Source organism: Flavonifractor sp. AGMB03687 (assembly GCF_017811815.1).
Taxonomy (GTDB): Bacteria; Bacillota; Clostridia; order Oscillospirales; family Oscillospiraceae; genus Flavonifractor.
Map to the genome: position 1 here is coordinate 536318 of NZ_JADKZI010000002.1, position 22033 is coordinate 558350.

Genomic DNA, 22033 nt, shown 5'->3' on the forward strand with positions numbered 1-22033 from the left:
GATAAAATTTGCCAAAAGCCCCGGAATACGGCCCTTGGGCCGCATCCGGGGCATCTGTGTCTACTTCCCCCGCCAGCGCAGCAGCAGGGCGGAATTGAGGATGACCGCCACCGACCCGGCGTTGTGGACCAGGGCCCCCACCACCGGGTTGAGGACGCCGGTGATGGCCAGGGCAATGGCGGCAAAATTCAGCGCCATGGAGAAGGTCAGATTGCATTTGATGGTGAACAGCATCCGCCGGGACAGCCGCAGCAGATGGGGCAGCTCCCGCAGGTCGTCCCCCACCAGAGCCATATCGGCGGCGTCCACGGCGATGTCGCTGCCCACCCCTCCCATAGCAATGCCCACCATGGCCTTTTTCAGGGCGGGGGCGTCGTTGATTCCGTCGCCGATCATGCACGCCGGCCGCCCCTTCTCCTGGGCCCGGGCGATCCAATTCAGCTTGTCCTCCGGGAGGCAGCCCGCTCTCACCTCTTGAATACCCAACTGTCCGGCGATATGAGCGGCGGCGCTCGCATGGTCCCCCGTCAGCAGCACCGGCTGCACCCCGGCGGCCTCCACCGCCTTTATGGTATCTGCCGCGTCAGGCCGCAGGGTGTCGGCCAGAGCCAGTACTCCCAGCATGTCCCTCTCCCCCGCCAGATAGATGAGGGTACATCCCTCCCGGAGCCGCTGGGCGGCAAATTTCTCCGCCTCCAGCGGCAGGGAGACTTCCATCTGCTCCATCAAAGTGCGGTTGCCTGCCCACAGGGTTCTGCCGTCCACCGTGCCCCGCAGACCCAGGCCGGGCAGCACCTCCACCCCCTGCCCAGCCGGGGTCAGGTGGGGATAGCGGGCCTTGCCGTCGGCGGTGACCGCCTTGCCCAGGGGGTGCTCCGACCAGGACTCCAGGCCCACAGCAGCCGCCCACACCGATTCCTCGGTCTGGCCGTTCAGCGGCAGCACCGACGTCACCCGCAGCTTGCCCATGGTCAGGGTTCCCGTTTTGTCAAAGGCCACGCAGGTAACGCCGGCCAGGCGCTCCAGGGCGTCCCCTTCCCGCACCAGGAAGCCGTGCCGGGTGGCATTCCCGATGGCCGCCATAATGGCGGTGGGGGTGGCCAGCACCAGAGCGCAGGGGCAGAACACCACCAGAATGGTCACTGCCCGGATGAGCTCCCCGGTGACAAAGCCGGTAATGGCGGCGGCGGACAGGGCAATGACTACGATCCAGGTGGCCCACCGGTCGGCTAGGCCCACGATTTTGGCCTTCCCCGCATCGGCGGATTGGACCAGTCGCACCATCCGCTGGATGGAGCTGTCCTCCCCCACCTTGGTGGCCTCCATGGTAAAGGCGCCGTACTGGTTTACCGTGCCGCTGGACACCGGGTCCCCGGGGGCCTTGTCCACCGGCAGGGACTCGCCGGTCATCACCGCCTGGTCCACCGAGGTGCGCCCCTCCTTGACCACCCCATCCACGGGGATGGTCTCGCCTGGCAGTACCCGCAGCAGCTCGCCCACCCGGATCTCCTCCGCCGGCACAACCTCTTCCCCATGCTCTGTGATCCGCCGGGCGGTGCGGGAGGTCAGCTTCACCAGCTTCTCAATGCCCGCCCGGGCCCGGGCCACCGTCAGGTCCTCCAGCAGGGCCCCCAACTGCATGATAAAGGCCACCTCGCCGGCGGCAAAGTCCTCCCCAATGATCACCGAGGCCACCAGTGCGATGGATACCAGCACGTCGGCCTTGATGTCGAAGGCGGTGACCAGACCGATGATGGCCTCCAGGATGATGGGCAGGCCGCACAGCACAATGGCCACCCAGGCGGGATCGACCGGCAGCTGTTCACCCCACAGGATGCTGGCCAGCAGGGCCAGCCCCGAGAGCACCAGCAGCACAACGTCCTTTTTGACACCGCCCCACTCCAGCAGCTTCCCCAGTTGTTTCATGTAGACACCTCCTATACCCCCACGGGTATCTCACCCACATTATACCCATGGGGGTATAGGTTGTCAAGCAAAAAGAGGGAGGACAAGCCTCCCTCTCTGCTTTACAGCCCTCTGGCCTTTTTGATCAGTTCCATGGCCTCTCCCTTGGTCAGGCTCCGCCCGGCGGAGAGGACCTTGCCGTCCACCACCAGAGCCGGGGTGGTCATGACGCCGTAGGCTGCAATCTGGCTGAAGTCGGTAACGTGGCCCACCTCCAGGTCCAGCCCCAGTTCGGCCAACGCCTGCCGGGTCACATCCTCCAGAGCGTTGCACTTGGCGCACCCGGAGCCCAGCACCTTCACAGGAGCGTTGGGGTGATCCTCCCCTACCTTTTTCTTGTTACCAAACACTCCCATGATAAAATCCTCCTTATAAAATGATCCATTGGAACAGATTGAACAGATAGCCAACCACAATGATCCCCAGGGTACACACCCCGATAAAAGCCGCCAGCAGCTTGGGCTTTACTGCCTTCCGCAACATGATGAGGGAGGGCAGGCTGAGGGTGGTCACCGCCATCATGAGGGCCAGCACGGTACCCAGCTGGGCTCCCTTGGCCAGCAGAGCCTCGGCAATAGGGATGGTGCCAAAAATATCGGCATACATGGGCACGCCCACCAGCACAGCCAGCACCACGCCCAGAGGGTTGCCGTCCCCCAGAATACCCTGGATCCAGCTCTCCGGCAGCCAGTTGTGGATGATGGCGCCGACGCCCACCCCCACCAGTACATAAGGAAAGACCTTGCGGAAGGTGGCGGTCATCTGGCCCTTGGCGTAACTCACTCGCTCCCGGCGGGTGGGGGTGTGGTCCTCACAGTCCAAAGCAGCGGCGTGGCGGACAAAGTCCTCCACATGGCGCTCCATGCCCAGCTTCTCCAGCACCGTACCACCGATGACCGCGATAATCAGCCCCAGCACCACATAAAGCACCGCCACCCGGGCGCCGAAAATGCTCATCAGCAGCACCAGACTGCCCAGGTCCACCATGGGAGACGAGATCAGGAAGGAAAAAGTCACTCCGATGGGCAACCCCGCACTGGTAAAGCCCATAAACAGCGGAATGGAGGAACAGGAGCAGAAAGGGGTCACCGTTCCCAGCAGGGCAGCCAGCAGATTGGCCCATATGCCATGGAATCGGCCCAAAATCCGGCGGCTGCGCTCCGGCGGAAAGTAGCTCTGGATGTAAGACACCACAAAGATCAGAGCACAGAGCAAAATGGTTATTTTCAGTACGTCATAGCAGAAAAACTGCAGGCTGCCGCCCCAGCGGGTGGTCAGATCCACTCCCAGAGTCTCCAGTCCCCGGCCGATCAGGCGCTCCAGCCACTTCATGCCCAGCACCTGGTTCTGAACAAATTGCCACCCGGCGGAAATCATCTCCATATCAGCACCTCTCACATCAAGTTTTTTTGATGTATTGTTCGGGAAAAAGCAGCTGCTCACGCATCGGGCGTGGTCAGCTGCTCCAGCAGACGAATGGCGGCGGCACAGCCGTCGGGACTGAGCCGATAGTGGGTCCACTTCCCCTCCTGCCGGCTGTCCACCAGACCGGACTGGCACAGGATCTTCATGTGGTAGGACACCGCCGACTGGCCTAAATCCAGCTGGTCCATCAGCACGCAGGCGCACTTCTCTCCGCCCCGCAGCAGCTCCAGAATGGCCAGCCGCTTGGGGTCGCATAGGGCCTTGAATACCCGGGCGTTGCGCCGGTGGATCCCGTCCATGCCGTTCACCTCACATCAAAATTATTTGATGTGATCATTTTAACACCAGACCCATCCCCTGTCAAGAGAAAAATTCCCCGCCTTTTGGCGGGGGATTTTCGAGTGATTTGCTTATTCGGACACAAAGACCTGGAGTGTGGAGGTCAGATTACGGCCGGGGGTGGCCAGAGTCTGGCCATTGTAGTACATGGCGGTGGAAGCGCCGCCGTCCAGGTTGATGGCATCCACGCAGCCCAGGGTGAGCATCAGGTCGCGCATCTGCTCGATGCTGGCTGCCTTCACGTTGACCAGCAGAAGCTTACCTTCTCTGGTGGTACCCACGGCAGTGCGGGGCGTCACGGCGGTGGTAAAACGGGACTCGGTGAAGCCGGGGTCCAGCTGGGTGTACTTGACACCGTCCATTACCAGACGGGGCGCCCCCGACACGATGGTCTTGACGCCGTCCAGCTGGAAGCCCTCAGCGTCGTCCCGCTGCAGATAGGGGCGCAGGGCCACGGTGCGGCCCGCCTCAAACTGGTTGAAGAAATCATAGTTGGTGACGGTATCGCTGGAGTAGAGCACGTAACCGTTGGAAGGGATGGACACCGTCTGGCCGGCGGATACCATCTGGAAGCTGGTGGTCACATTGTTGACCACGGTCAGGACGGAGCCGGGATAGGTGACCTGGAAGGAGGTGCCCCGGGCGGGAGTGTACAGCACCGCCTGGCCGCTGAACTGCTTGAGCATATTGACCTCATAGGCGTCCCACCAGCGGTAAGCACCGCCATCCACCGTCTCAATGCGGACAAAGACCGGCGGCCGGCCATAGCGCATCTCGTTGGTATCGGTAATACCCAGAGAAGAGATGCCTGTGCTGGCATACACAAACTGGCCGTTCACCATCAGGTGGCCGATGGGGTCCTGGAAGGTATTGTTGCTGTTGAAGAAGTTGGCGTTGATCACCGCTACCGCCCCGGAGTTTGCAACGATGCTCTGGAAGCTTTGGGGGGCATTCAGCTTGCCATTGGTCAGGACAGACTTAACGGACACTCTGGGGTCCTTCATGTTCACCGTGATCACATTGGCACTGACGGTACCAGAGGCCAGGGCATAGCTCTTGGAGGTCAGCGTCACAGGGGAGGCCTTGGGCGTGGTCTTCTCCACCAGCTTCTGGACTTGGGACAGGCTGGTCAAGCTGTTCTTATCCAGCTGGCCGTCGGCCACCACCACGATCTGGTTCTGGGGCTCCCACTCCACGGTGAGGCCCAGATTCTCGCTGACAAAGCGCACCGGTACAAAGGAACGGTTGTTTTTGGCCCGCATGGGCACGTCCAGGGCCACCTCTTCCCCATTCACCAGGGCTGTGGGTGCGTCGTACTCCAGCTCTATCGAGATGCCGTTGAGGGAGCATCGCACGCCGTTGGTCTCGGGCACCCACTCCACCGTGCCGCCGAAGGCCTCGATCATCCGGCGGATGGGCAGCATGGTGCGTCCGGCCTCCGCCATGACCACCACAGCGCTGCTGTCCGGGTCGATCTGGGTCACGGTATCACCGATGACGCACCAGGGGCTGTTGTAGCGCATGGCAACCACCAGGTTGGGCTGGGCCGCCAGGGCCGACGGAGCCATGCTCAAGATCAGGGCCAGCACCGCCAGCAGGGACAGGAAACGTCTTTTCACAGGCTACACGTCCTCTCTTCTCCCCCGCAGGGGATGTTTTATTTATTGTACCAACTATTTCCCTTCCCTGCAATTCCCTTCCTGCATAGCCTGGAACGCAAAAAGCCCGACAGCGCGCATCGTCCTACGCACTGCCGGGCTGATTTTTAACCTCTTCCCTTGCGGGGCCGGGCATTCTTCTTGGGCTTGGCCACCGCCCAGCCCGCCTTGCGGGTGGGTTTGGCCTGGGGCTTGGCGCTCTTGGGTGCCGCAGCCTTGCCCCCCTTGCCAGGTTTGTTCCGGTGGTCGGCGGAGGGCTTGCCCTCCTGGGCTTTGAAGTGCTTCTCCGGCCGCAGCAGACAATCCTTGCCGAAGCCGATCAGGTCCTCCCGGTGGGTCCGGTGGAGAGCCTCCCGCACCAGGGGCCGCTTCTCCGGCCGTTTCCACTGCATCAGGGCTCGCTGCATGGCCTTCTCATGGGGATCCTTGGGCACATACACCGGTTTCATGGTGCGGGGATCAATGCCGGTATAGTACATACAAGTGGACAGGGTACCCGGGGTGGGATAGAAGTCCTGTACCTGCTCCGGCTGACGACCGGTGCGGTTGAGCCATTGGGCCAGCTTCACCGCATCCTCCAGGGTACAGCCGGGGTGGGAGGACATGAGGTAGGGCACCAGGTACTGCTCCTTGCCGTACTTTTGGTTGAGAGACTCATACTTCCGCTTGAACTTCTCGTACACCTCAATATGGGGCTTGCCCATATAGTCCAGCACCGAGTTGACGCAGTGCTCCGGCGCCACCTTCAGCTGGCCGGACACGTGGTACTTCACCAGCTCGGCGAAGAACTCCCCGCTCTTGTCCTTCTGCATGAAGTCGAAGCGGATACCGGAGCGGATGAAGACCTTCTTCACCCCCGGTACGGCCCGCACCTTGCGCAGGAGCATCAGGTAGTCGGTGTGGTCGGCGTCCAGATTGGGACAGGCCTCGGGAGCCAGGCAGGCCTTGCCCCGGCACAGTCCCGCCTTCATCTGCTTCTTGCAGGCGGGCCGCCGGAAGTTGGCGGTGGGACCGCCCACATCGTGGATATAGCCCTTGAAGCCGGGGTGGTGGGTCAATGCCTCCACCTCTCTCAGCACGCTCTCATGGCTGCGGGAGGTGATGATCCGTCCCTGGTGGAAGGCCAGGGAGCAGAAGTTGCAGGCGCCAAAGCATCCCCGGTTGTGGGCCACCGAGAAGCGCACCTCTTCAATGGCAGGCACGCCCCCCATTTCATCGTACATGGGGTGGGGCTCCCGGACATAGGGCAGCTCGGCCACAAAGTCCAGCTCCGCCGTAGTCAGGGGCATAGCAGGGGGATTGACGATGAGCAGCCGGTCCCCGTGGCGCTGGAGGATGGCCTTCCCCCGCACGGGATCGTGCTCCTCGTACTGGATCTGGTTGGCCACGGCATATTGCCGCTTATCGGTCCGCACCTCTTCGTAAGAGGGGCACTCCACCTTGGGGTAGACGCAGGCAGAGGGATTTTTCGCAATAAAGGCAGTTCCCTTTACATCTGTGATCTCCCCTACCGGCGTACCGGAGGCTAGCCGCGCGGCGATCTCGCGGGTAGCGGTCTCACCCATGCCATACACCAGCAGGTCGGCCTGGCTGTCAAAGAGTACCGACCGACGCACCTTGTCCTCCCAGTAGTCATAGTGGGCAAAGCGGCGCAGAGAGGCCTCCAGGCCGCCGATGATCAGGGGAATGTCACCGTAGACCTCCCGCACCTTGTTGGCATACACGATGGAGGCCCGGTCGGGACGCAGCCCTGCCTGATTGCCCGGGGAATAGGCGTCGTCGTGCCGCCGCTTCTTGGCCACAGTGTAGTGGGCCACCATGGAGTCCAGGTTGCCGGCGGACAGCATGACACCCAGCCGGGGCCGCCCAAGAGCTGTAAAGGCCTCCGGCCTGCGCCAGTCCGGCTGGGCCAGGATGGCCACCCGGTAGCCCTCGGCCTCCAGCACCCGGGAGATGATGGCGCAGCCGAAGGTGGGATGATCCACGTAGGCGTCGCCGGTAATGATCAGGAAGTCGTACCCGTCCCAGCCACGCTCTTCCATATCCGCCTTGGAGACGGGCAAAAATCCATTCATATCGTTCCTCTTATCCGTTCCTGGCCTCATAGCCAATGTATTTTTCCAAAATGTCCAGGGTCACTCGACCGTGCTCCTCCCCCACCTTCTCAAAGCCGTACTTCTTGTAGAAGCGCTGAGCCACCGCGTTTTCGGGCGCACAGCGCAGCCGCAGGCGGGTACGGCCCAGGGGGCGATACACCGATACCGCCTGGCCGATGAGCTGGACGCCCAGACCCCGTTTCCGGTGCTGGGGCGTCATGTACACAAAGGGAATGTAGCCGATGCCATCCTCCGCAAAGCGCTCCAGATCCAACTGGAGCACACCGGCCACCTGGTCCCGCTGCATGGCCACAGACAAGGCTTTTTCCTTTTCCTGCTCCCAGCAGTGGCGGGCATCCTTGCAGAAGCCCGCTCCGTCAAAGGCGGCCTGCTCCCCGTGGATGTCCACCCAGGCGTCGTGCCGTGCCTCCAGATAGAGTTCCTCCTCCCGGTCCAGATCCAGGGGACGGAACCACATGTTGGCGTCGGCAATGCTGCCCTCCCGGGACTTCCACCACTTCTGGCTGGCCAGGGTGGAGATCTCCTCGGGCAGGTGAGAGTTGTCGTTCTCAAAGAGGATGTTGATCTGATCCCCCTCCACCTCCAGGCAGGTGACGCCGGTGTTGTCGCTGTGGCCCAGGCTGTCCATCTCGCCGGGACCCATACCCCGGATGGCGCCCTGAAGGCAGCGGATGGCGGAGCCGTGGGAGAACAAAGCCACCGTCTGGCCGGGATGGCGGGCGGCAATGTCCAGCACCGCACCCTTCATCCGGGCCTGGACCTGGGCGAAGGTCTCGCCCCCCTCCACCTGGAACTCAGGAGAAGCGTGGTTGAAGCGGATGAGCCGCATGGCGTCGTGCCGCTCCAGCTCACCCCAGGGCTTGTCCTCCCACTCCCCCACGCCGATCTCCCGCAGGGCGGGGGTGGTGTGGAGCTCCAGGCCGTGGTTGGGATAAATGGCGGTGGCAGTGGTCATGGTGCGGAACAGATCGCTGGAGTACACCGCGTCGATATGCACGTCGGCGAACCGCCCCCGCAGGGCGGCGATCTGCCGGTAACCGTTGTCAGTGATGAGGCTGTTGTACCAGCCGTGGACCCGGCGATACAGATTGCCCTCCGCCTCCGCGTGGCGGATGATATAAACCTTAGTCACAGTACGCACCCTCTTCGGATCAGGATATTGCAATTACCAGGGGCGCACGCCGCCTGTCAGGTCAGAAACCTTGTCAAGGCCCTGGGCAGAAGCGATCTGGGCCAGACCGTCCCGCACCTTGATGGGGGCGTAGGGATCGGCGAAGCAGGCGGTGCCCACTGCCACGGCGGAAGCGCCCGCCAGCATCAGCTGGGCCGCGTCCTCCCCCTTGGCCACGCCGCCCATACCCAGGATGGGCAGATCCACGGCGCAGGCCACTTCCCACACCATGCGCACGGCCACCGGCAGCACAGCGGGGCCGGATAGACCGCCGGTGTTCATCTTCAAGATGGGACGGCGGGTGTTCAGATCGATGCGCATACCGCGTAGGGTGTTGATGAGGGACAGGGCGTCGGCGCCGGCGTCAGCCACCGCGCGGGCAATCTCGGTAATGTCAGTCACATTGGGAGACAGCTTCACCATCACAGGGACGGTGGAGTGGCTCTTGGCCATCTTGGTGACCTCAGCGGCCAGCTCCGGCTTGGTGCCGTAGGCCAGACCGCCTGCCTTCACGTTGGGGCAGGAGATGTTGACCTCGATCATGTCCACGCCCGCCGCAGACAGCTTCTCGCACATGATGCCGTACTCTTCGGGGGTATTGCCCGAGATGTTGGCAATGATGGCCAGGTCGTGCTGCTTCAGCTCGGGCAGCTCATGCTCGATAAAGGCGTCCACGCCGGGGTTCTGCAGGCCCACGGAGTTGAGGATGCCCATGGGGGTCTCGGCAATACGGGGGGGCGGATTGCCCTCTCTTCTGTGAAGGGTAAGACCCTTACAGCAAATGCCGCCCAGTTCATTCAGGTTGTAGAACTGGCCGTACTCCCGGCCGAAGCCGAAGGTACCGGAGGCCACCACCACGGGGTTTTTCATCTTGACGCCCGCCAGATCGGCGGACAGATCCACCTTAGACATTCCAGTCCACCTCCTTGGCGTCGAATACCGGGCCGTCCTTACAGACGTGCTTCATGGTGCCGTCGGCCATCTGAACGGCGCAGCCCAAGCAGGCGCCCACGCCGCAGGCCATCCGCTCCTCCAGGGAGACCTGGCAGGGCACGCCGAACTCGGCCGCCACCTTGGCCACGTTCTTCAGCATGGGCTTGGGGCCGCAGGCCAGAACGGCTGTAAAGTTTTTGTCCTTTTCAAGGATATCCCGCAGCTGGGTGTCCACAAAGCCATGGCGGCCCAGGGAACCGTCGTCGCTGCACAGGTATACGTCCGCACAGTAATCCTGGTAATCGTCCACCAGCATGGCCCGGTCGGCGGAGCGGAAACCCAGCACGGCGGTGGCCTTCTTGGCGGTATAGGCGGCCTGACCCAGCAGGGGCGGCACGCCGATGCCGCCGCCCACCAGCAGCAGCCGGTCGTCGGCGGTGATGGAGAAGCCGTTGCCCAGAGGTCCCAGCACGTTCACTTTATCCCCCACCTGGCGCTGGGCCAGCCACTTGGTGCCCTCGCCCCGCACCTCAAAGACGACGCGGGCGAGGTCCTGGGGCTCGTCCTGCCCCGCCAGGCACACCGAAATGGGCCGGCGGAGAAGCAGGCCCTCGCCGCAGGCAATATGGAGGAACTGGCCGGCCTTCAGCCCGTGACGGGACACCATATCCCCCACCTCCAGGGTGAAGGAGTAGGCATACTCGTTCAGCTTAGCCGCCTCAACAATGGTACAGATCTGTTCAATGGGCATAGTATCCCTCATTTCCACTTATTTGGCAGACTCGTCCCCGTGGACGGTCTCGGTCATCTGCTTCAGATCCATGATGCTGCCGCACACCGGACAGATCCGGTTGCGGCGCATGAGACCGCAGGTGGGGCAGCGGAAGGGCTCTTCCGCCACCAGCCCCGCGGCGATCTGCTCCTGGAGGAGCTGACGCCAGTCCAATTCCTTGTGCTGGCCGATCTTCCACTTGCTGACCTCGTCCTCACGGACGCCTTGTTTCTCTCTCTTGCTCTGACATAGACAGCTCCGGTTACGCGATGGTAGTAAAGCGGGCAATATCGTCCCGCATGGCGATGGCGGCGTTACGGGCAGCCTCCTGGTAGTCCATGCCGTCCTTTCCGGTCTTCTGCCAGGCGCAGATGATGCCGCGGGAGGAGTTGACGATAGCGCCGTGGCCATCCTTCTGGAAGGCGTACTGCACATCCTCGGCGGTGCCGCCCTGGGCACCGTAGCCGGGCACCAGCAGGAAGGTGTGGGGCATCCGGGCCCGGATCTGCTTGAGCTCGTCGGGGTGGGTAGCGCCAGCCACAGCGCCCGCCATGGTGTAGCCGTACTTGCCCTCGGTGCCGGCGCCCCACTTCTCAATGAGGTCGGCCATCAGGCCGTACACAGTGTCACCGTCGCCGGCAGGCACGTTCTGCAGCTCGCCGGAGCCGGGATTGGAGGTCTTGACCAGGATGAAGGTGCTCTTGTCCATCTCCTTGCAGGTTTTGAGGAAGGGATTGACGCTGTCGGCGCCCATGTAGCCGTTGAGGGTCACGCAGTCGGCGTCAAAGACGCTGAGCATCTGCTCGCCCACCTTGGTCTTGCCCAGCCAGCCGTCGGAATAGGCCTCGGCGGTGGAGCCGATGTCGCCGCGCTTGATGTCGGCAATGACATACAGGCCCTGCTCTTTGGCGTAGCGGATGGTGCGCTCCAGCACCTCCATACCCCGCCAGCCCAGGCGCTCATAGTAGGCGGACTGGGGCTTGACGGCGGGCACGATGTCCTTCAGTGCGTCCATCAGGCCGCAGTTAAAGCGGTAAATGGCCTCGGCGGCACCCTCCAGGGTCTCGCCGTACTTATCATAGCACTCCTTGCGGATGTGGGCGGGCACATACTCCGGCTTGGGGTCCAGACCCGCAACGGTGGGGTTCTTCTTGGCAATGATGGCTTCCTGCAGACGATCGAAGGACATAATTCATTCTCCTTTTATCTATAAATCTCTTCTCTTATTTGCTGATGCTGGGGTCCTGATAAATGATCTTGCCGCCTACGATGGTGTACTTCACCTTACCCTTCAACTCCTTGCCGGCGAAGGGGGTGTTGCGGCCCTTGGATGCAAACTGCTCCGGGTCCACCGTCCACACCTCGTCCGGGTCGAAGATGACCACGTCGGCGTCGGCGCCGATGGCCAGCCGGCCCTTGGTGGGCAGGCGGAGGATGCAGGCGGGGTTGATGGTCATTTTCCGCAAAATATCGGACAGGGGCAGCTCCCCGGTGTGGTACAGATAGGTGAGGGTGACGCCCAGGGCGGTCTCCAGACCCACCATGCCGCTGGGTGCCTCGGCCAGGGGCCGGGCCTTCTCCTCGGCGGAGTGGGGGGCGTGGTCGGTGGCGATGGCGTCAATGGTGCCGTCCTTCAGGCCCTCGATGATGGCCTCCACGTCGGACCAGGTCCGCAGGGGCGGGTTGACCCGGGCCATGGTACCTTGAGCCAGAATCTCATCCTCGGTGAGGCTGAAGTATTGGGGGCAGGTCTCACAGGTGATCTGTACGCCCTTGCGCTTATACCGCCGGACGATGGCCACCGACTTAGCGGTGGATATGTGGCAGATGTGGACCGCCGCGCCGGTCTCCTCGGCCAGCATGGCGTCCCGGGCCACCATCAGCTCCTCGGCAATGGCGGGCCGGCCATTGAGCCGCAGCTGGCGGGACACCCGGCCCTCGTTTACCGCATAGTTCTTCACCATGTCCGCATCCTCGCAGTGGGACAGGATGGTCAGGTTCTGGCGGTGGGCAGTGATGAGGCCGTCCCGCATCAGGTTGGCACTCTGGACGGGCACACCGTCGTCGGACAGGGCCACCACACCGGCCCCCTTCAGGGCCTCAAAGTCGGTGAGTTCCTGCCCCTTCTGCCCCTTGGACACCGCGCCGATGGGCCAGACGTGGACCCCGCAGGCCTCCGCTGCCTTCCGGCGGACAAAGTCCACCTGCTCCGGGCAATCCACGGTGGGCCGGGTGTTGGGCATACAGGCAATGGAGGTAAAGCCGCCGTGGGCCGCGGCCTCCGCGCCGGTCTCAATGGTCTCTTTGTACTCAAATCCGGGCTCCCGCAGGTGGACGTGCATATCCACCAGTCCGGCACACACGGTCAGTCCCGCGGCCTCGATCACCTGGGCGTCCGGCTCATTGATGTTGCTGCCGATGACAGTCACCTTGCCGTCTTCCATCAGGATGTCCATCACACCGCCGATGCCCCCGACCGGGTCCACCAGACGGCCCTGACGAATCAACAGTTTCACTGGATCACTCCTTTCCTGTTTTGCGGCCCCGCGCTTTGCCAGGGCGCCGCGTTTGCACAGCAAAAAAGGGTACAAGGTCCATCCCCCGTCCCCTCCTGCAAATTGCTCTGTTCATCGTTTTTCATTATAACTTGAATCTCATATTTTAGCAATGGATTTTTCCGCATTCCAGGCAATAATAAATGCGGACCTTTCAGAAGGGAGCTGAGCATATGACCAACCACACCTTTTTAGGAGGCATGGGCCTGGGCCTGATGGCCGGCGCCGCCATGGGCATGGCGGTGGCGGCCAAGGGGATGCAGAATCCTCAGATGCGCCGCATGGCCAAGAAGGCCGTCCGCAAGATGGATCAGATGAAGGACGACCTGGCAGACACCATGGGCTTCTGACCAGGAACATGGAAAAGGCCGCCCGTTGAGGCGGCCTTTTCCATGCCATTACATCAGCCGTAAAATCTCCCGCTTGAGCCGGGCAATGATCCGCTTCTCCAGTCGGGAGATGTAGGACTGGGAAATGCCCAGGCTGTCGGCCACCTCCTTCTGGGTCCGCTCCGGCTTTCCGTCCAGCCCAAAGCGCAGGGTGATGATATGCCGCTCCCGCTCCTCCAGCTTCTCCAGGGCGTCAAACAGGAGCTTGCGGTCCACATCCTCCTCGATGGGCTTCATTACCAGATCGCTCTCGGTGCCCAGAATGTCGGACAGCAGCAGTTCGTTGCCGTCCCAGTCCGTGTTTAGGGGTTCATCGAAGGACACCTCGCTCTTCAGGTTGGTAGTCTTGCGCAGGTGCATCAAAATCTCGTTTTCAATACACCGGGAGGCGTAGGTGGCCAGCTTGATGTTTTTGGCAGGCTGATAGGTATTGATGGCCTTGATGAGTCCGATGGTGCCGATGGAAATAAGATCCTCAATGCCCACCCCGGTATTCTCAAACCGGCGGGCAATGTAAACCACCAGGCGCAGATTGCGCTCGATGAGCTGGGATTTGACTCCCTCCTCCCCCTCGTCCAGGCGGCGGATGAGCTCCGCCTCCTCATCCCGAGACAGAGGGGGCGGCAGGGTGTCGCTCCCGCCGATGTACATGATCTTGCCCGGCAAGCGTAGCCCCAGCCGCGCCAGCAGCTTTTGTATGCGCCCGTACCAGCGCGTCTTCCAGCTCTTCATAGCCATCCTCCTTTATGCTCCGATGAGGGCGCAGTAGCCGCCCCCGTCGGTGAGACTGGTGGGCGACAGCGCCACCAGCAGGGGTCCGTAGTCCTCCCCGCCCACTTTCACCCGGTCCGCCCGCAGGGCCAGCAGCAGCCCACACTCCACCCCCACTGCCTGATAGGGCAGCAGGCGGCAGCGAAGCCCGGCCTGGCCCAGCCGTTCCAGGGCGGCAGACGGGTCGTGCAGCTCTTCCCTGGTAGGCGCCGTTCCTGCGGGAAACAGGCCGCCCATCTTGGCCCCCTCCGCCACCAGCACCGGTCTGCCGGACACCGGATCGGCGAGGGTATTGCCGGTATCCACCAGAGCGGTGAGGGCCACTCGCCGCTCCCCCAGCTCCACCACCGCAGGAGCCAACTCCCGCCGCGGGCTGTGGCGGGCGGCCCGCTGGAAGAGCAGCGTGATGAGCACATAGCACCCCGCCGCCGACAGCAGCACCAGCTTCAGGTCCAATGGTGAGGAGATCACCCCGTTGGACAACACCAGGCTTCGGCTGCCCAGCAGCTGGAGGGCAAAGATCCCACCGCCGAAAGCAGCGGACACCGCAAAGAACACCAGGCACACCCGCAGCAGCCTGGGACTGCCGCCGTAGCCCAGCAGCACTGCCAGGATGCCCGCTCCCACCTTGCACAGGGGATGGACCAGAAAGCCCAGCCCCGGCAGGAACACCGCCCCGGCATAGGCGGCACCCAGGGCGGCACCCAGGGCCAGTCTGCCTCGGCGGAGCACCTCCCCCGACAGCCGACCGGCGGCCAGCAGCAGCAGGTAGTCCACTACAAAATTCAGCAGAAACAACTCATCCAGATAGACTACCGTCATGCCGCTTCCTCCCCCCTACCGGCGTATTATACCTGCCTGTCTCCATAAAAAAGGTCAGATTGGGGGCAGAGCGCAAAAATGGCCCGCCGTGGATTTCAGTTCCACGGCGGGCCATGTTAGGACCATATTCAATTGCATCAGACGGTGAGCAGAGGCGCCCGGCTCTTGATGAGCTCCGTCAGGGGCGGGCCCCAGGAGATGACCTCCAGGCCCATGTCCCGCAGGTCCTCTTCCACGCCCAGCTCCCGGGCGCAGGTAATGCAGGCGGAGAAGTCCACCCCCTGTTCCATAGCCAGGGCGATGCGCTCTCGTACCGCCGGGTCATGGGCAGCCAGAGCCGCCGTGTCTCCCCAGAGGATGACGGTCACCTTCTCCCACCAGCCCCGTACCAGGCTGTTGACGGCGTACATCAGCACCATTTTGTCAAAAACAGTGGGGTCAGCGTTGGTCCACAGGATATGCAGATGATTCTCGTCCATCCTCATTTACCCTCCACCAGCTCCGTCATGGCATCACACAGGGCCTTCATCTCCTCATCGGTGCCCACCGTGATGCGCAGGTAGTTGCTGATGCGGGGCTTGTCCCACCAGCGCACCAGGATGCCCCGCTGCCGCAGGCCGTCCAGCAGCTCCTTGGCGGGCACATTGGGGTGGGAAACAAAGAGGAAGTTGGCGGAGGAGTCGGTAACCATAAAGCCCAGCTTCTTCAGATAGGAGGCAGTACACTCCCGGGTGTTCTGGATCTTCATGGAGGTGGCCCGCAGGTAGTCCCGGTCCCGCAGGGCCCCCTCTGCCCCGGCCAGCGCCAGTCGATCCAGGGTGTAGGAGTTAAAGGAGTTCTTGACGCAGTTGAGGGCGGCGATCAGGTCCTCATTGCCCAGGGCGAAGCCCACCCGTAGCCCCGCCAGGGAGCGGGACTTGGACATGGTCTGCACCACTACCAGGTTGGGATAGCGGTCGATGAGCTCCACGGCGGAGCGGGCTCCGAAGTCCACATAGGCCTCGTCTACCACTACTACCGCATCAGGGTTGGCCTCCAGCACGCTGCGGATGTCGCACAGGGAGAGTTCCCGGCCTGTAGGCGCATTGGGGTTGGCGATGACGATGCCGCCGTTTTCCTCCAGGAAGGGCTCCAGGGGCACAGCGAAGTTCTCGTCCAGAGGTACCTCCCGGTAGGTCAGGCCGTACAGGTCGGCAAACACCGGGTAGAAGCTGTATGTAACGTCGGGGAACAGGATGGGCCGGTCCGGATCAAAAAAGGCCTGGAAGCAGAGAGCCAGCACCTCGTCGGAGCCATTGCCCACAAAAACCTGGGAGGGCTTCAGGCCATAGGTGGCCCCCAGCACCTCCCGCAGGGAGGTGCACTCCGGGTCGGGATAGAGCCGCAGGATATCGCAGGCCGCCTCCCGGATGGCCGCCAGAGCCATGGGCGAGGGGGGATAGGGATTCTCATTGGTGTTCAGCTTGATGAATTTCCGATTCCGGGGCTGCTCCCCCGGCACATAGGGGGTCAATTCCCTGGCCCGCGCGCTCCAATACTTCTTCATGTTTCGTCCTCCCCCGGCCGAATGATCTTTTTGATGCTTTTCTCCGCTTTGCTCCGGGGGATCATCAGCTCGTGGCCGCACCCCGCGCAGCGCAGACGGAAGTCCATACCCACCCGCAGCACCTGCCACCGGCGGCTGCCGCAGGGGTGTTCCTTTTTCAGCTCCAGCACGTCGCCCACATGGATGTCCATGCCTGCTCCCCCTTTGTTGCTTCACTTTATCCGTGTAAAGAATATTATAAATTCCCGCTCCTCCCCTGTCAATTCAAGGTTCCCCTTTGCATATAGTTGTCTGGTAAGAAAAAAATCACCCCATCGCAGAAAGGATTTGGTCACATTGACGAACCGTTTTCCACCCGAGGGGCGGCTGCTCCACACGCCGGAAAATCAGGCCGCCTGCGCCGACCCCGAGGGGCTCAGGCAGGCCATGGAATCGGGGGCGGTACTGGAGGGGACCGCCCTGCTGTGTACGCCGGAACACGATCTCATCGTCTCCCTGGGGTCCTTCCGCGGTGTGATCCCCCGGGAGGAGGCGGCCCTGGGCATTGCCGAAGGCGTCACCCGGGACATTGCCATCCTCTCCCGGGTGGGCAAGCCGGTCTGCTTTACCGTCACCGCCCTGGAGGAGGAAGACGGCCGCCTCCGTCCCCTGCTCTCCCGCCGGGCCGCCCAGCAGCAGGCCCTGGCCGCCATGCTGGAGGAGTGGCGGCCGGGGCAGGTCATTCCCGCTCGGGTTACCCACCTGGAGCCCTTTGGAGCCTTTGTGGACGTGGGCTGCGGGGTACCCTCCCTCATCGGGGTGGAGAACATCTCGGTGTCCCGGATACCCCATCCCGCCGTCCGGTTCCGTGTGGGCCAGGAGATTTTCGCGGCGGTGCTGGACCTGGACCCGGCTTTGGGCCGAATCTACCTGACCCACAAGGAACTGCTGGGCACCTGGGCGGAAAACGCCGCCCCCTTCCGCACCGGCATGACGGTGCCCGGCGTGGTGCGGGGGGTAAAGGACTACGGCGTGTTCGTGGAGCTCACCCCCAACCTGTCCGGTCTGGCGGAGCGGGACCCCAGGCTCACCGAGGGCACACGGATCTCGGTCTATCTGAAGGCCATCCTGCCGGAGCGAATGAAGATCAAGCTGCTGGCCATCGAACTTCTCCCCCCGCTGGCCACGCCCCAACCCATGCACTACTTCATCCAGGAGGGACGGCTGGAGCACTGGAAATATGCGCCCCCCGGCTGCGTCAAGGTGGGAGCGGAGACTATTTTCGGCGACTAGACAGGACCCCGGACAGCATGGCTGTCCGGGGTCTTTGATTGCCCTCCCGCCTGTGGTATGATAAAATCGTAAGAAATCTTTCAGAGTTTTCTGCGCGGGGTTGAAAGAAACCCCTGCTATGATAGTCCCATGGAGGAGATTACGATGCATGAAACCATTCTAGTGGTGGACGACGACGCTGAGATCGTCCGTGCCATCGCGCTTTTGCTGGAAAAGGAGGGCTACCGGGTACTCAAGGCCTACAACGGCCTGGAGGCCCTGGAAATGGCCCTGGACCCGTCCCTTCGGCTCATCCTGATGGATGTGATGATGCCCAAGCTGGACGGGCTGTCGGCGGTGCTCAAGATCCGGGAGCAGCGCAACCTGCCCATCCTCATCCTCAGCGCCAAAAGCGAGGACACCGACAAGATCCTGGGCCTGGCCATGGGGGCGGACGACTATATCTCCAAGCCCTTCCACCCCCAGGAGCTGGTGGCCCGGGTGCGCAGTCATCTGCGGCGGTATACCCAGCTGGGCGATGTGAACGCCCCCAGCCAGCAGGCGGAGCTGGTCACCGGGCGGCTGTGCTACCTGCCCGACCAGAAAACCCTGCTGGCCGACGGCGCGCCGGTGCGGCTCACCGCCACCGAGCTGAAGATCGTGGACCTGCTGATGCGCAATTTGGGCCGGGTCTTCCCCGCCGAGGAGATTTACCGCCGGGTGTGGAACGAGGAGCCCTATTCGGCGGAAAATACGGTGATGGTGCACATACGGCGCATCCGGGAAAAAATCGAGCTCAATCCCAAGGAGCCGGAATATTTAAAGGTGGTGTGGGGCATTGGATACAAAATCGAAAAGCATTAAGCCCGCACTGGCCTTTCTGGCCTTTGTGGTGGGCATTAGTCTGCTGATCTACAGCGGCGTGGCCTGGACCTACCTTTCGATCAACATCAGCCCCGCCACCCGCGCCTCCGTCATGGACGTGTTCCAGTCGGACTACCAGCAGACCTCCACGTTCCGCAGTCAGATCGGCGGCAACCTGTACAGCCTGCTCAACTACGCCATTTACGCGGAAGATGGATACGTCGGTCTTTTAAATGAGGAGGACACCAATCTCCTCTATCGGGTGGAGAAAAACGGCCAGCAGCTCACCGCCAACACCGAAGCCGCCCTGAATGGACCCGATACCCTGCCCGAGGGCTATAACTTCCTGTTGATCTGGGACGGAACCAAGGTCTCCATCTGGAAGGACGGCCAGGCGGTGGACGTCTACGGCGACGGCTTCTTCCAGGGAGTTGAGGTGGACTGGTACGTGCCGGGTTACCAGAACAGCGCCACACCGGAAGACCCGGCCTACGCCGATTTGACCGTATCTCTGGCCGCTGCGGCCAAGCCTGTCAATCTGAGCGCGGGCTACGGGCTCTATGAAATGGTCCAGGATCTGGCCGAGAACCGGACCGTTGTCATCTGGCTACTCTGGCTACTACTGGTGCCGCCGGCAGCCGGCGCGGCTCTGCTGATCTGGTCCATTGTGTGGCATAAGCACAAGGTGCGGGCCGATCAGGCCATCGCCTGGTTTACCGGGCACATCTGGCTGGAGGTCAAGCTGCTCCTGCTGGTGCCCCTGGCCTTTCTTTGGGTACTTGCGGCATCGTGTACGCTGAATCTGTTCTTCAACAATTTCTTCGGTGACCCTCTGCGTTACCTCACAGTCCCCCTGGCTCTGTGGTGGTCCTATTTTCACATCAATGACCTGCGCTACAATTTTGGCCAGCTGCACACCCACAGCTTCTGCACCGCCTGTGCCCGACTGCTGGGCCGACAGGAGATGCGCTGGTCGGTGGGCGCACGGATGGATAAGCGCTCCGTGCTCCAGTTTGTCCTGTGTATTCCCTTCTTCCTCTACTGCGCCCTCCAGCTGCCCCTGCTGAAGCAATACTTTGGTTTCCTGATGATGGTCCTTCTGGCTGTGGCAGGCGTGGGCCTCATTGCGGCTCAGGTGTGGCTGCTCCGGAAAAACCGTCAAACCACGGCGGACATGGACAAGCTGATCACCCGCATCCAGGCCGTGGGCAGCGACGACCAGATCCCCCTGCCGGAGGACTCCGACCTGCGGGCGGCGGCGGAGGGTCTGGACCAGATGGAAAACAAGCTGAAAGCCGCCCTGTCTCAGCAGATTAAGAGCGAAAAGCTGAAGCTGGAGCTCATCACCAACGTGTCCCACGACCTCAAAACCCCCCTTACCTCCATTATCAGCTACACCGAGCTGCTGCGGCAGGAGGAGGACCTGCCTGCCCACGCGAAAGACTATATCCTGGTGCTCTACCAGAAGGCTCTGCGGCTCCAAACCATGGTGCTGGACGTGTTCGATGTGAGCAAGGCGGCCACCGGCAACTTGCCGGTGAACCTGCGGCCCCTGGATTTTGCCAAGCTGCTCCGCCAGACCCTGGCCGATCTGGACGAGGACATCCAGGCCTCCGGCCTGTCCATCCGCCCCGCCCTGCCGGAGGAACCGGTGTGGATCCTGGCTGACGGCGACCGACTGTACCGGGTATTCCAGAACCTCATCGGCAACGCCCTGAAATACTCCCTGGCCGGTTCCCGGGTTTATCTGACTCTGATCACCCAGGATGGCCGGGCGGAGGCCACGGTGCAGAATACCTCCCGGGACGAGCTGCCCTACGGGGTGGACTTCACTGAGCGCTTTGTCCGGGGGGACCAGAGCCGCACCGACGGCGGCAGCGGTCTGGGCCTGTCCATCGCCCGCACCTTTACCGAGGCCTGCAACGGTTCCTTCGCCATCCGCACCCAGGCCGACCTCTTTACGGCGTCGGTATCCTTCTCTCTCACCGACGCCCGCCCGGAGCCGGAGGTGGAGGCATGAAACGACTGCTCCTTCTGCTGCTCCCTGCCCTGCTGCTGGCGGGCTGCACCCCCCAGGAGCCCACCACCGACGCCTCCGCCATCGAGCTGGGCAACGCAGTGGCAGAATCCCAGCCGGAGGAATTCATTCAAGGCCTCACTCCTCTGTCTCTGGACATGGAGCTGGGCACCTCGGAAGAGCTGGAAACCTATCTGCTGGCCTCTTATGGGCTGGAGCGGACAGACTGGACCGACGCCGTGGCCGCCTACTCCGAGGGATTTCAGGCCAGCGAGCTGGCGGTGATCCAGTTGTCAGAAAAGGCCGACGTGGAGGCGGCGGAGCAGGGACTGGCCGCCTATGTGGAGCGCCGGAAGGCAGAGTTTACCGGTTATGCCCCTGAGGAGGCCGCAAAGCTGGAAGAGGCTGTCCTGCTGCGGCAGGGCCGCTGGCTGCTGCTGGCGGTCTGCCCCGATCTGGAGGCCGCCCAAGCCGCCTTTGAGGACTGCTTTGAAAACGGCTACCAGGTGACCATCCAGTCCGACGGCGTGGAGGTATCCGAGCCGCCGGTGGAGCTGCCCCGGTATGACACCGCACCTGTGGTGGAGGCCTACCGCACCGGGGATACCTCCTCCCTGTCGGGGACCGACGCCGCCGTGCTGGAGGCCTGCAAACAGGTGCTGGACCAGTACATTACCGCCGATATGACTGTGGGCCAAAAGGAACTGGCCATCCACGACTGGATGATCGACCACACCGCCTACGACGAGGAACACAGCAATCCCAATCACAACCATCCCTACGGGCTTCTGGTGGAGGGGACTGCCGTGTGCATGGGCTACACCAACACCTTCCAGCTCTTTATGGACCTGCTGGACATTCCATGCGTCACCGTCACCGGCGTGGGCCACGCCTGGAATCTGGTCCAGCTGGACGGAGACTGGTACGCCGTGGATGTGACCTGGGACGATCCCCTGGGCTCTTATGTGGACGTGCCCGCCGCCAATGAGAAGGAGCACCATCGCTATTTCAATGTGACCAGCGACTTTCTCCGGGAGACCGGCCATGAGTGGGACCCGGAGGGTGTCCTGGAGGCCACGGGCACCCGCTGGACCTGGCAGGTCCTCCGTACCCGAAGATCCTAGATAAAGAACAAGCCGGGCGGACATCTTACGATGTCCGCCCGGCTTTATGCTGTGTATGGAGACTCAGCAGCAGCTGTTGCCGCAGCCGCAACCGTTGCCGCAGCTATTGCCACCGCCGCAGCAGCAGCACAGCAGAATGATGATCAGAATGATCCACAGGCAGCTCCCGCCGCCAAAGCCGTTGCCACAACCATTATTGCACCCCATCATAGAAGTACCTCCCGGTTTAAATGATAGAAACCTGGAGCTGGCGGCGGAGCCTTCCGCTGTCCGGCCCGGTCTCAATCCATACTATGCCCCGCCACCAAAGTGGT

The 22033-nt window shown here is 62.5% G+C and carries 23 protein-coding genes; 5 read left to right on the forward strand and 18 right to left on the reverse strand.

Translation table 11 applies throughout. The annotated features are described in order from the left end of the window. Positions 1–60: 60 nt before the first annotated feature. The 12 genes from J9789_RS06130 to J9789_RS06185 all read right to left on the reverse strand — a co-directional run bounded on the left by J9789_RS06130 (position 61) and on the right by J9789_RS06185 (position 12896). Positions 61–1926 carry a cation-translocating P-type ATPase gene (locus tag J9789_RS06130; protein WP_209343594.1) on the reverse strand — a complete coding sequence of 622 codons (1866 nt, stop codon included), beginning with the start codon at positions 1924–1926 and terminating at the stop codon, positions 61–63. A 101-nt stretch (positions 1927–2027) separates the two neighbouring features. Further along, positions 2028–2321 carry a thioredoxin family protein gene (locus J9789_RS06135; protein WP_209343596.1) on the reverse strand — a complete coding sequence of 98 codons (294 nt, stop codon included), beginning with the start codon at positions 2319–2321 and terminating at the stop codon, positions 2028–2030. A gap of 13 nt (positions 2322–2334) precedes the next feature. After that, complete coding sequence (locus tag J9789_RS06140; protein ID WP_209343598.1) at positions 2335–3348, reverse strand: permease; 1014 nt, start codon at positions 3346–3348, stop codon at positions 2335–2337. Between the two features lie 56 nt (positions 3349–3404). Next, positions 3405–3689: a metalloregulator ArsR/SmtB family transcription factor gene (locus J9789_RS06145; RefSeq protein WP_209343600.1), complete on the reverse strand. Its 285-nt coding sequence runs from the start codon at positions 3687–3689 to the stop codon at positions 3405–3407. A gap of 111 nt (positions 3690–3800) precedes the next feature. Further along, complete coding sequence (locus J9789_RS06150) at positions 3801–5348, reverse strand: phosphodiester glycosidase family protein (RefSeq protein ID WP_209343601.1); 1548 nt, start codon at positions 5346–5348, stop codon at positions 3801–3803. 146 nt (positions 5349–5494) lie between these two features. Then, complete coding sequence (locus tag J9789_RS06155) at positions 5495–7462, reverse strand: YgiQ family radical SAM protein (RefSeq protein ID WP_209343603.1); 1968 nt, start codon at positions 7460–7462, stop codon at positions 5495–5497. Between the two features lie 10 nt (positions 7463–7472). Beyond that, on the reverse strand, positions 7473–8636 hold the full coding sequence (locus tag J9789_RS06160) for a bifunctional histidine phosphatase family protein/GNAT family N-acetyltransferase (RefSeq protein WP_209343605.1): 1164 nt from the start codon (positions 8634–8636) through the stop codon (positions 7473–7475). Positions 8637–8669: 33 nt separating this feature from the next. Continuing rightward, complete coding sequence (locus tag J9789_RS06165; protein ID WP_209343607.1) at positions 8670–9587, reverse strand: dihydroorotate dehydrogenase; 918 nt, start codon at positions 9585–9587, stop codon at positions 8670–8672. Continuing rightward, complete coding sequence (locus tag J9789_RS06170) at positions 9580–10359, reverse strand: dihydroorotate dehydrogenase electron transfer subunit (protein WP_209343609.1); 780 nt, start codon at positions 10357–10359, stop codon at positions 9580–9582. The genes J9789_RS06165 and J9789_RS06170 overlap by 8 nt, the downstream gene beginning before the upstream one ends. Positions 10360–10377: 18 nt before the next feature. Then, positions 10378–10668 carry a hypothetical protein gene (locus J9789_RS06175; RefSeq protein ID WP_209343611.1) on the reverse strand — a complete coding sequence of 97 codons (291 nt, stop codon included), beginning with the start codon at positions 10666–10668 and terminating at the stop codon, positions 10378–10380. Beyond that, positions 10643–11569: an orotidine-5'-phosphate decarboxylase gene (pyrF, locus tag J9789_RS06180; RefSeq protein ID WP_209343613.1), complete on the reverse strand. Its 927-nt coding sequence runs from the start codon at positions 11567–11569 to the stop codon at positions 10643–10645. The genes J9789_RS06175 and pyrF overlap by 26 nt, the downstream gene beginning before the upstream one ends. Before the next feature lie 34 nt (positions 11570–11603). After that, positions 11604–12896: a dihydroorotase gene (locus J9789_RS06185; RefSeq protein ID WP_209343615.1), complete on the reverse strand. Its 1293-nt coding sequence runs from the start codon at positions 12894–12896 to the stop codon at positions 11604–11606. 212 nt (positions 12897–13108) lie between these two features. Between J9789_RS06185 and J9789_RS06190 the strand changes: the two genes are divergently transcribed. Continuing rightward, positions 13109–13285 carry a hypothetical protein gene (locus J9789_RS06190; protein WP_209343617.1) on the forward strand — a complete coding sequence of 59 codons (177 nt, stop codon included), beginning with the start codon at positions 13109–13111 and terminating at the stop codon, positions 13283–13285. 48 nt (positions 13286–13333) lie between these two features. Here the strand turns inward: J9789_RS06190 and sigE are convergent, their stop codons facing one another. The 5 genes from sigE to J9789_RS06215 form a co-directional block, all read right to left on the reverse strand. Beyond that, positions 13334–14056, reverse strand: a complete 723-nt coding sequence (sigE, locus tag J9789_RS06195) for an RNA polymerase sporulation sigma factor SigE (protein WP_209343619.1) — start codon at positions 14054–14056, stop codon at positions 13334–13336. A gap of 12 nt (positions 14057–14068) precedes the next feature. Further along, complete coding sequence (locus J9789_RS06200) at positions 14069–14917, reverse strand: sigma-E processing peptidase SpoIIGA (RefSeq protein ID WP_209343621.1); 849 nt, start codon at positions 14915–14917, stop codon at positions 14069–14071. Between the two features lie 137 nt (positions 14918–15054). Next, a complete protein-coding gene (locus J9789_RS06205; protein WP_209343623.1) occupies positions 15055–15396 on the reverse strand; it encodes a DsrE family protein in 342 nt (113 codons plus the stop codon). 2 nt (positions 15397–15398) lie between these two features. Further along, positions 15399–16463, reverse strand: a complete 1065-nt coding sequence (gene hisC / locus J9789_RS06210; protein ID WP_209343625.1) for a histidinol-phosphate transaminase — start codon at positions 16461–16463, stop codon at positions 15399–15401. Continuing rightward, positions 16460–16654, reverse strand: a complete 195-nt coding sequence (locus J9789_RS06215) for a DUF951 domain-containing protein (protein ID WP_087266101.1) — start codon at positions 16652–16654, stop codon at positions 16460–16462. Before J9789_RS06215 ends, hisC begins: the two co-directional genes overlap by 4 nt. 136 nt (positions 16655–16790) lie before the next feature. Between J9789_RS06215 and J9789_RS06220 the strand changes: the two genes are divergently transcribed. The 4 genes from J9789_RS06220 to J9789_RS06235 all read left to right on the forward strand — a co-directional run bounded on the left by J9789_RS06220 (position 16791) and on the right by J9789_RS06235 (position 21719). Beyond that, positions 16791–17735, forward strand: coding sequence for a S1 RNA-binding domain-containing protein (locus J9789_RS06220; RefSeq protein WP_245185090.1), 945 nt, complete (start codon positions 16791–16793; stop codon positions 17733–17735). Between the two features lie 144 nt (positions 17736–17879). Then, complete coding sequence (locus J9789_RS06225; protein WP_209343628.1) at positions 17880–18578, forward strand: response regulator transcription factor; 699 nt, start codon at positions 17880–17882, stop codon at positions 18576–18578. Then, on the forward strand, positions 18553–20598 hold the full coding sequence (locus tag J9789_RS06230; RefSeq protein ID WP_209343630.1) for a HAMP domain-containing sensor histidine kinase: 2046 nt from the start codon (positions 18553–18555) through the stop codon (positions 20596–20598). Before J9789_RS06225 ends, J9789_RS06230 begins: the two co-directional genes overlap by 26 nt. Then, a complete protein-coding gene (locus tag J9789_RS06235) occupies positions 20595–21719 on the forward strand; it encodes a DUF4358 domain-containing protein (protein WP_209343633.1) in 1125 nt (374 codons plus the stop codon). Before J9789_RS06230 ends, J9789_RS06235 begins: the two co-directional genes overlap by 4 nt. Positions 21720–21782: 63 nt before the next feature. Here J9789_RS06235 and J9789_RS06240 read toward each other — a convergent pair whose 3' ends face one another. Then, entirely contained in the window at positions 21783–21929 is a 147-nt protein-coding gene (locus tag J9789_RS06240; protein ID WP_162609374.1) for a hypothetical protein, read from the reverse strand. Positions 21930–22033 lie beyond the last annotated feature (104 nt).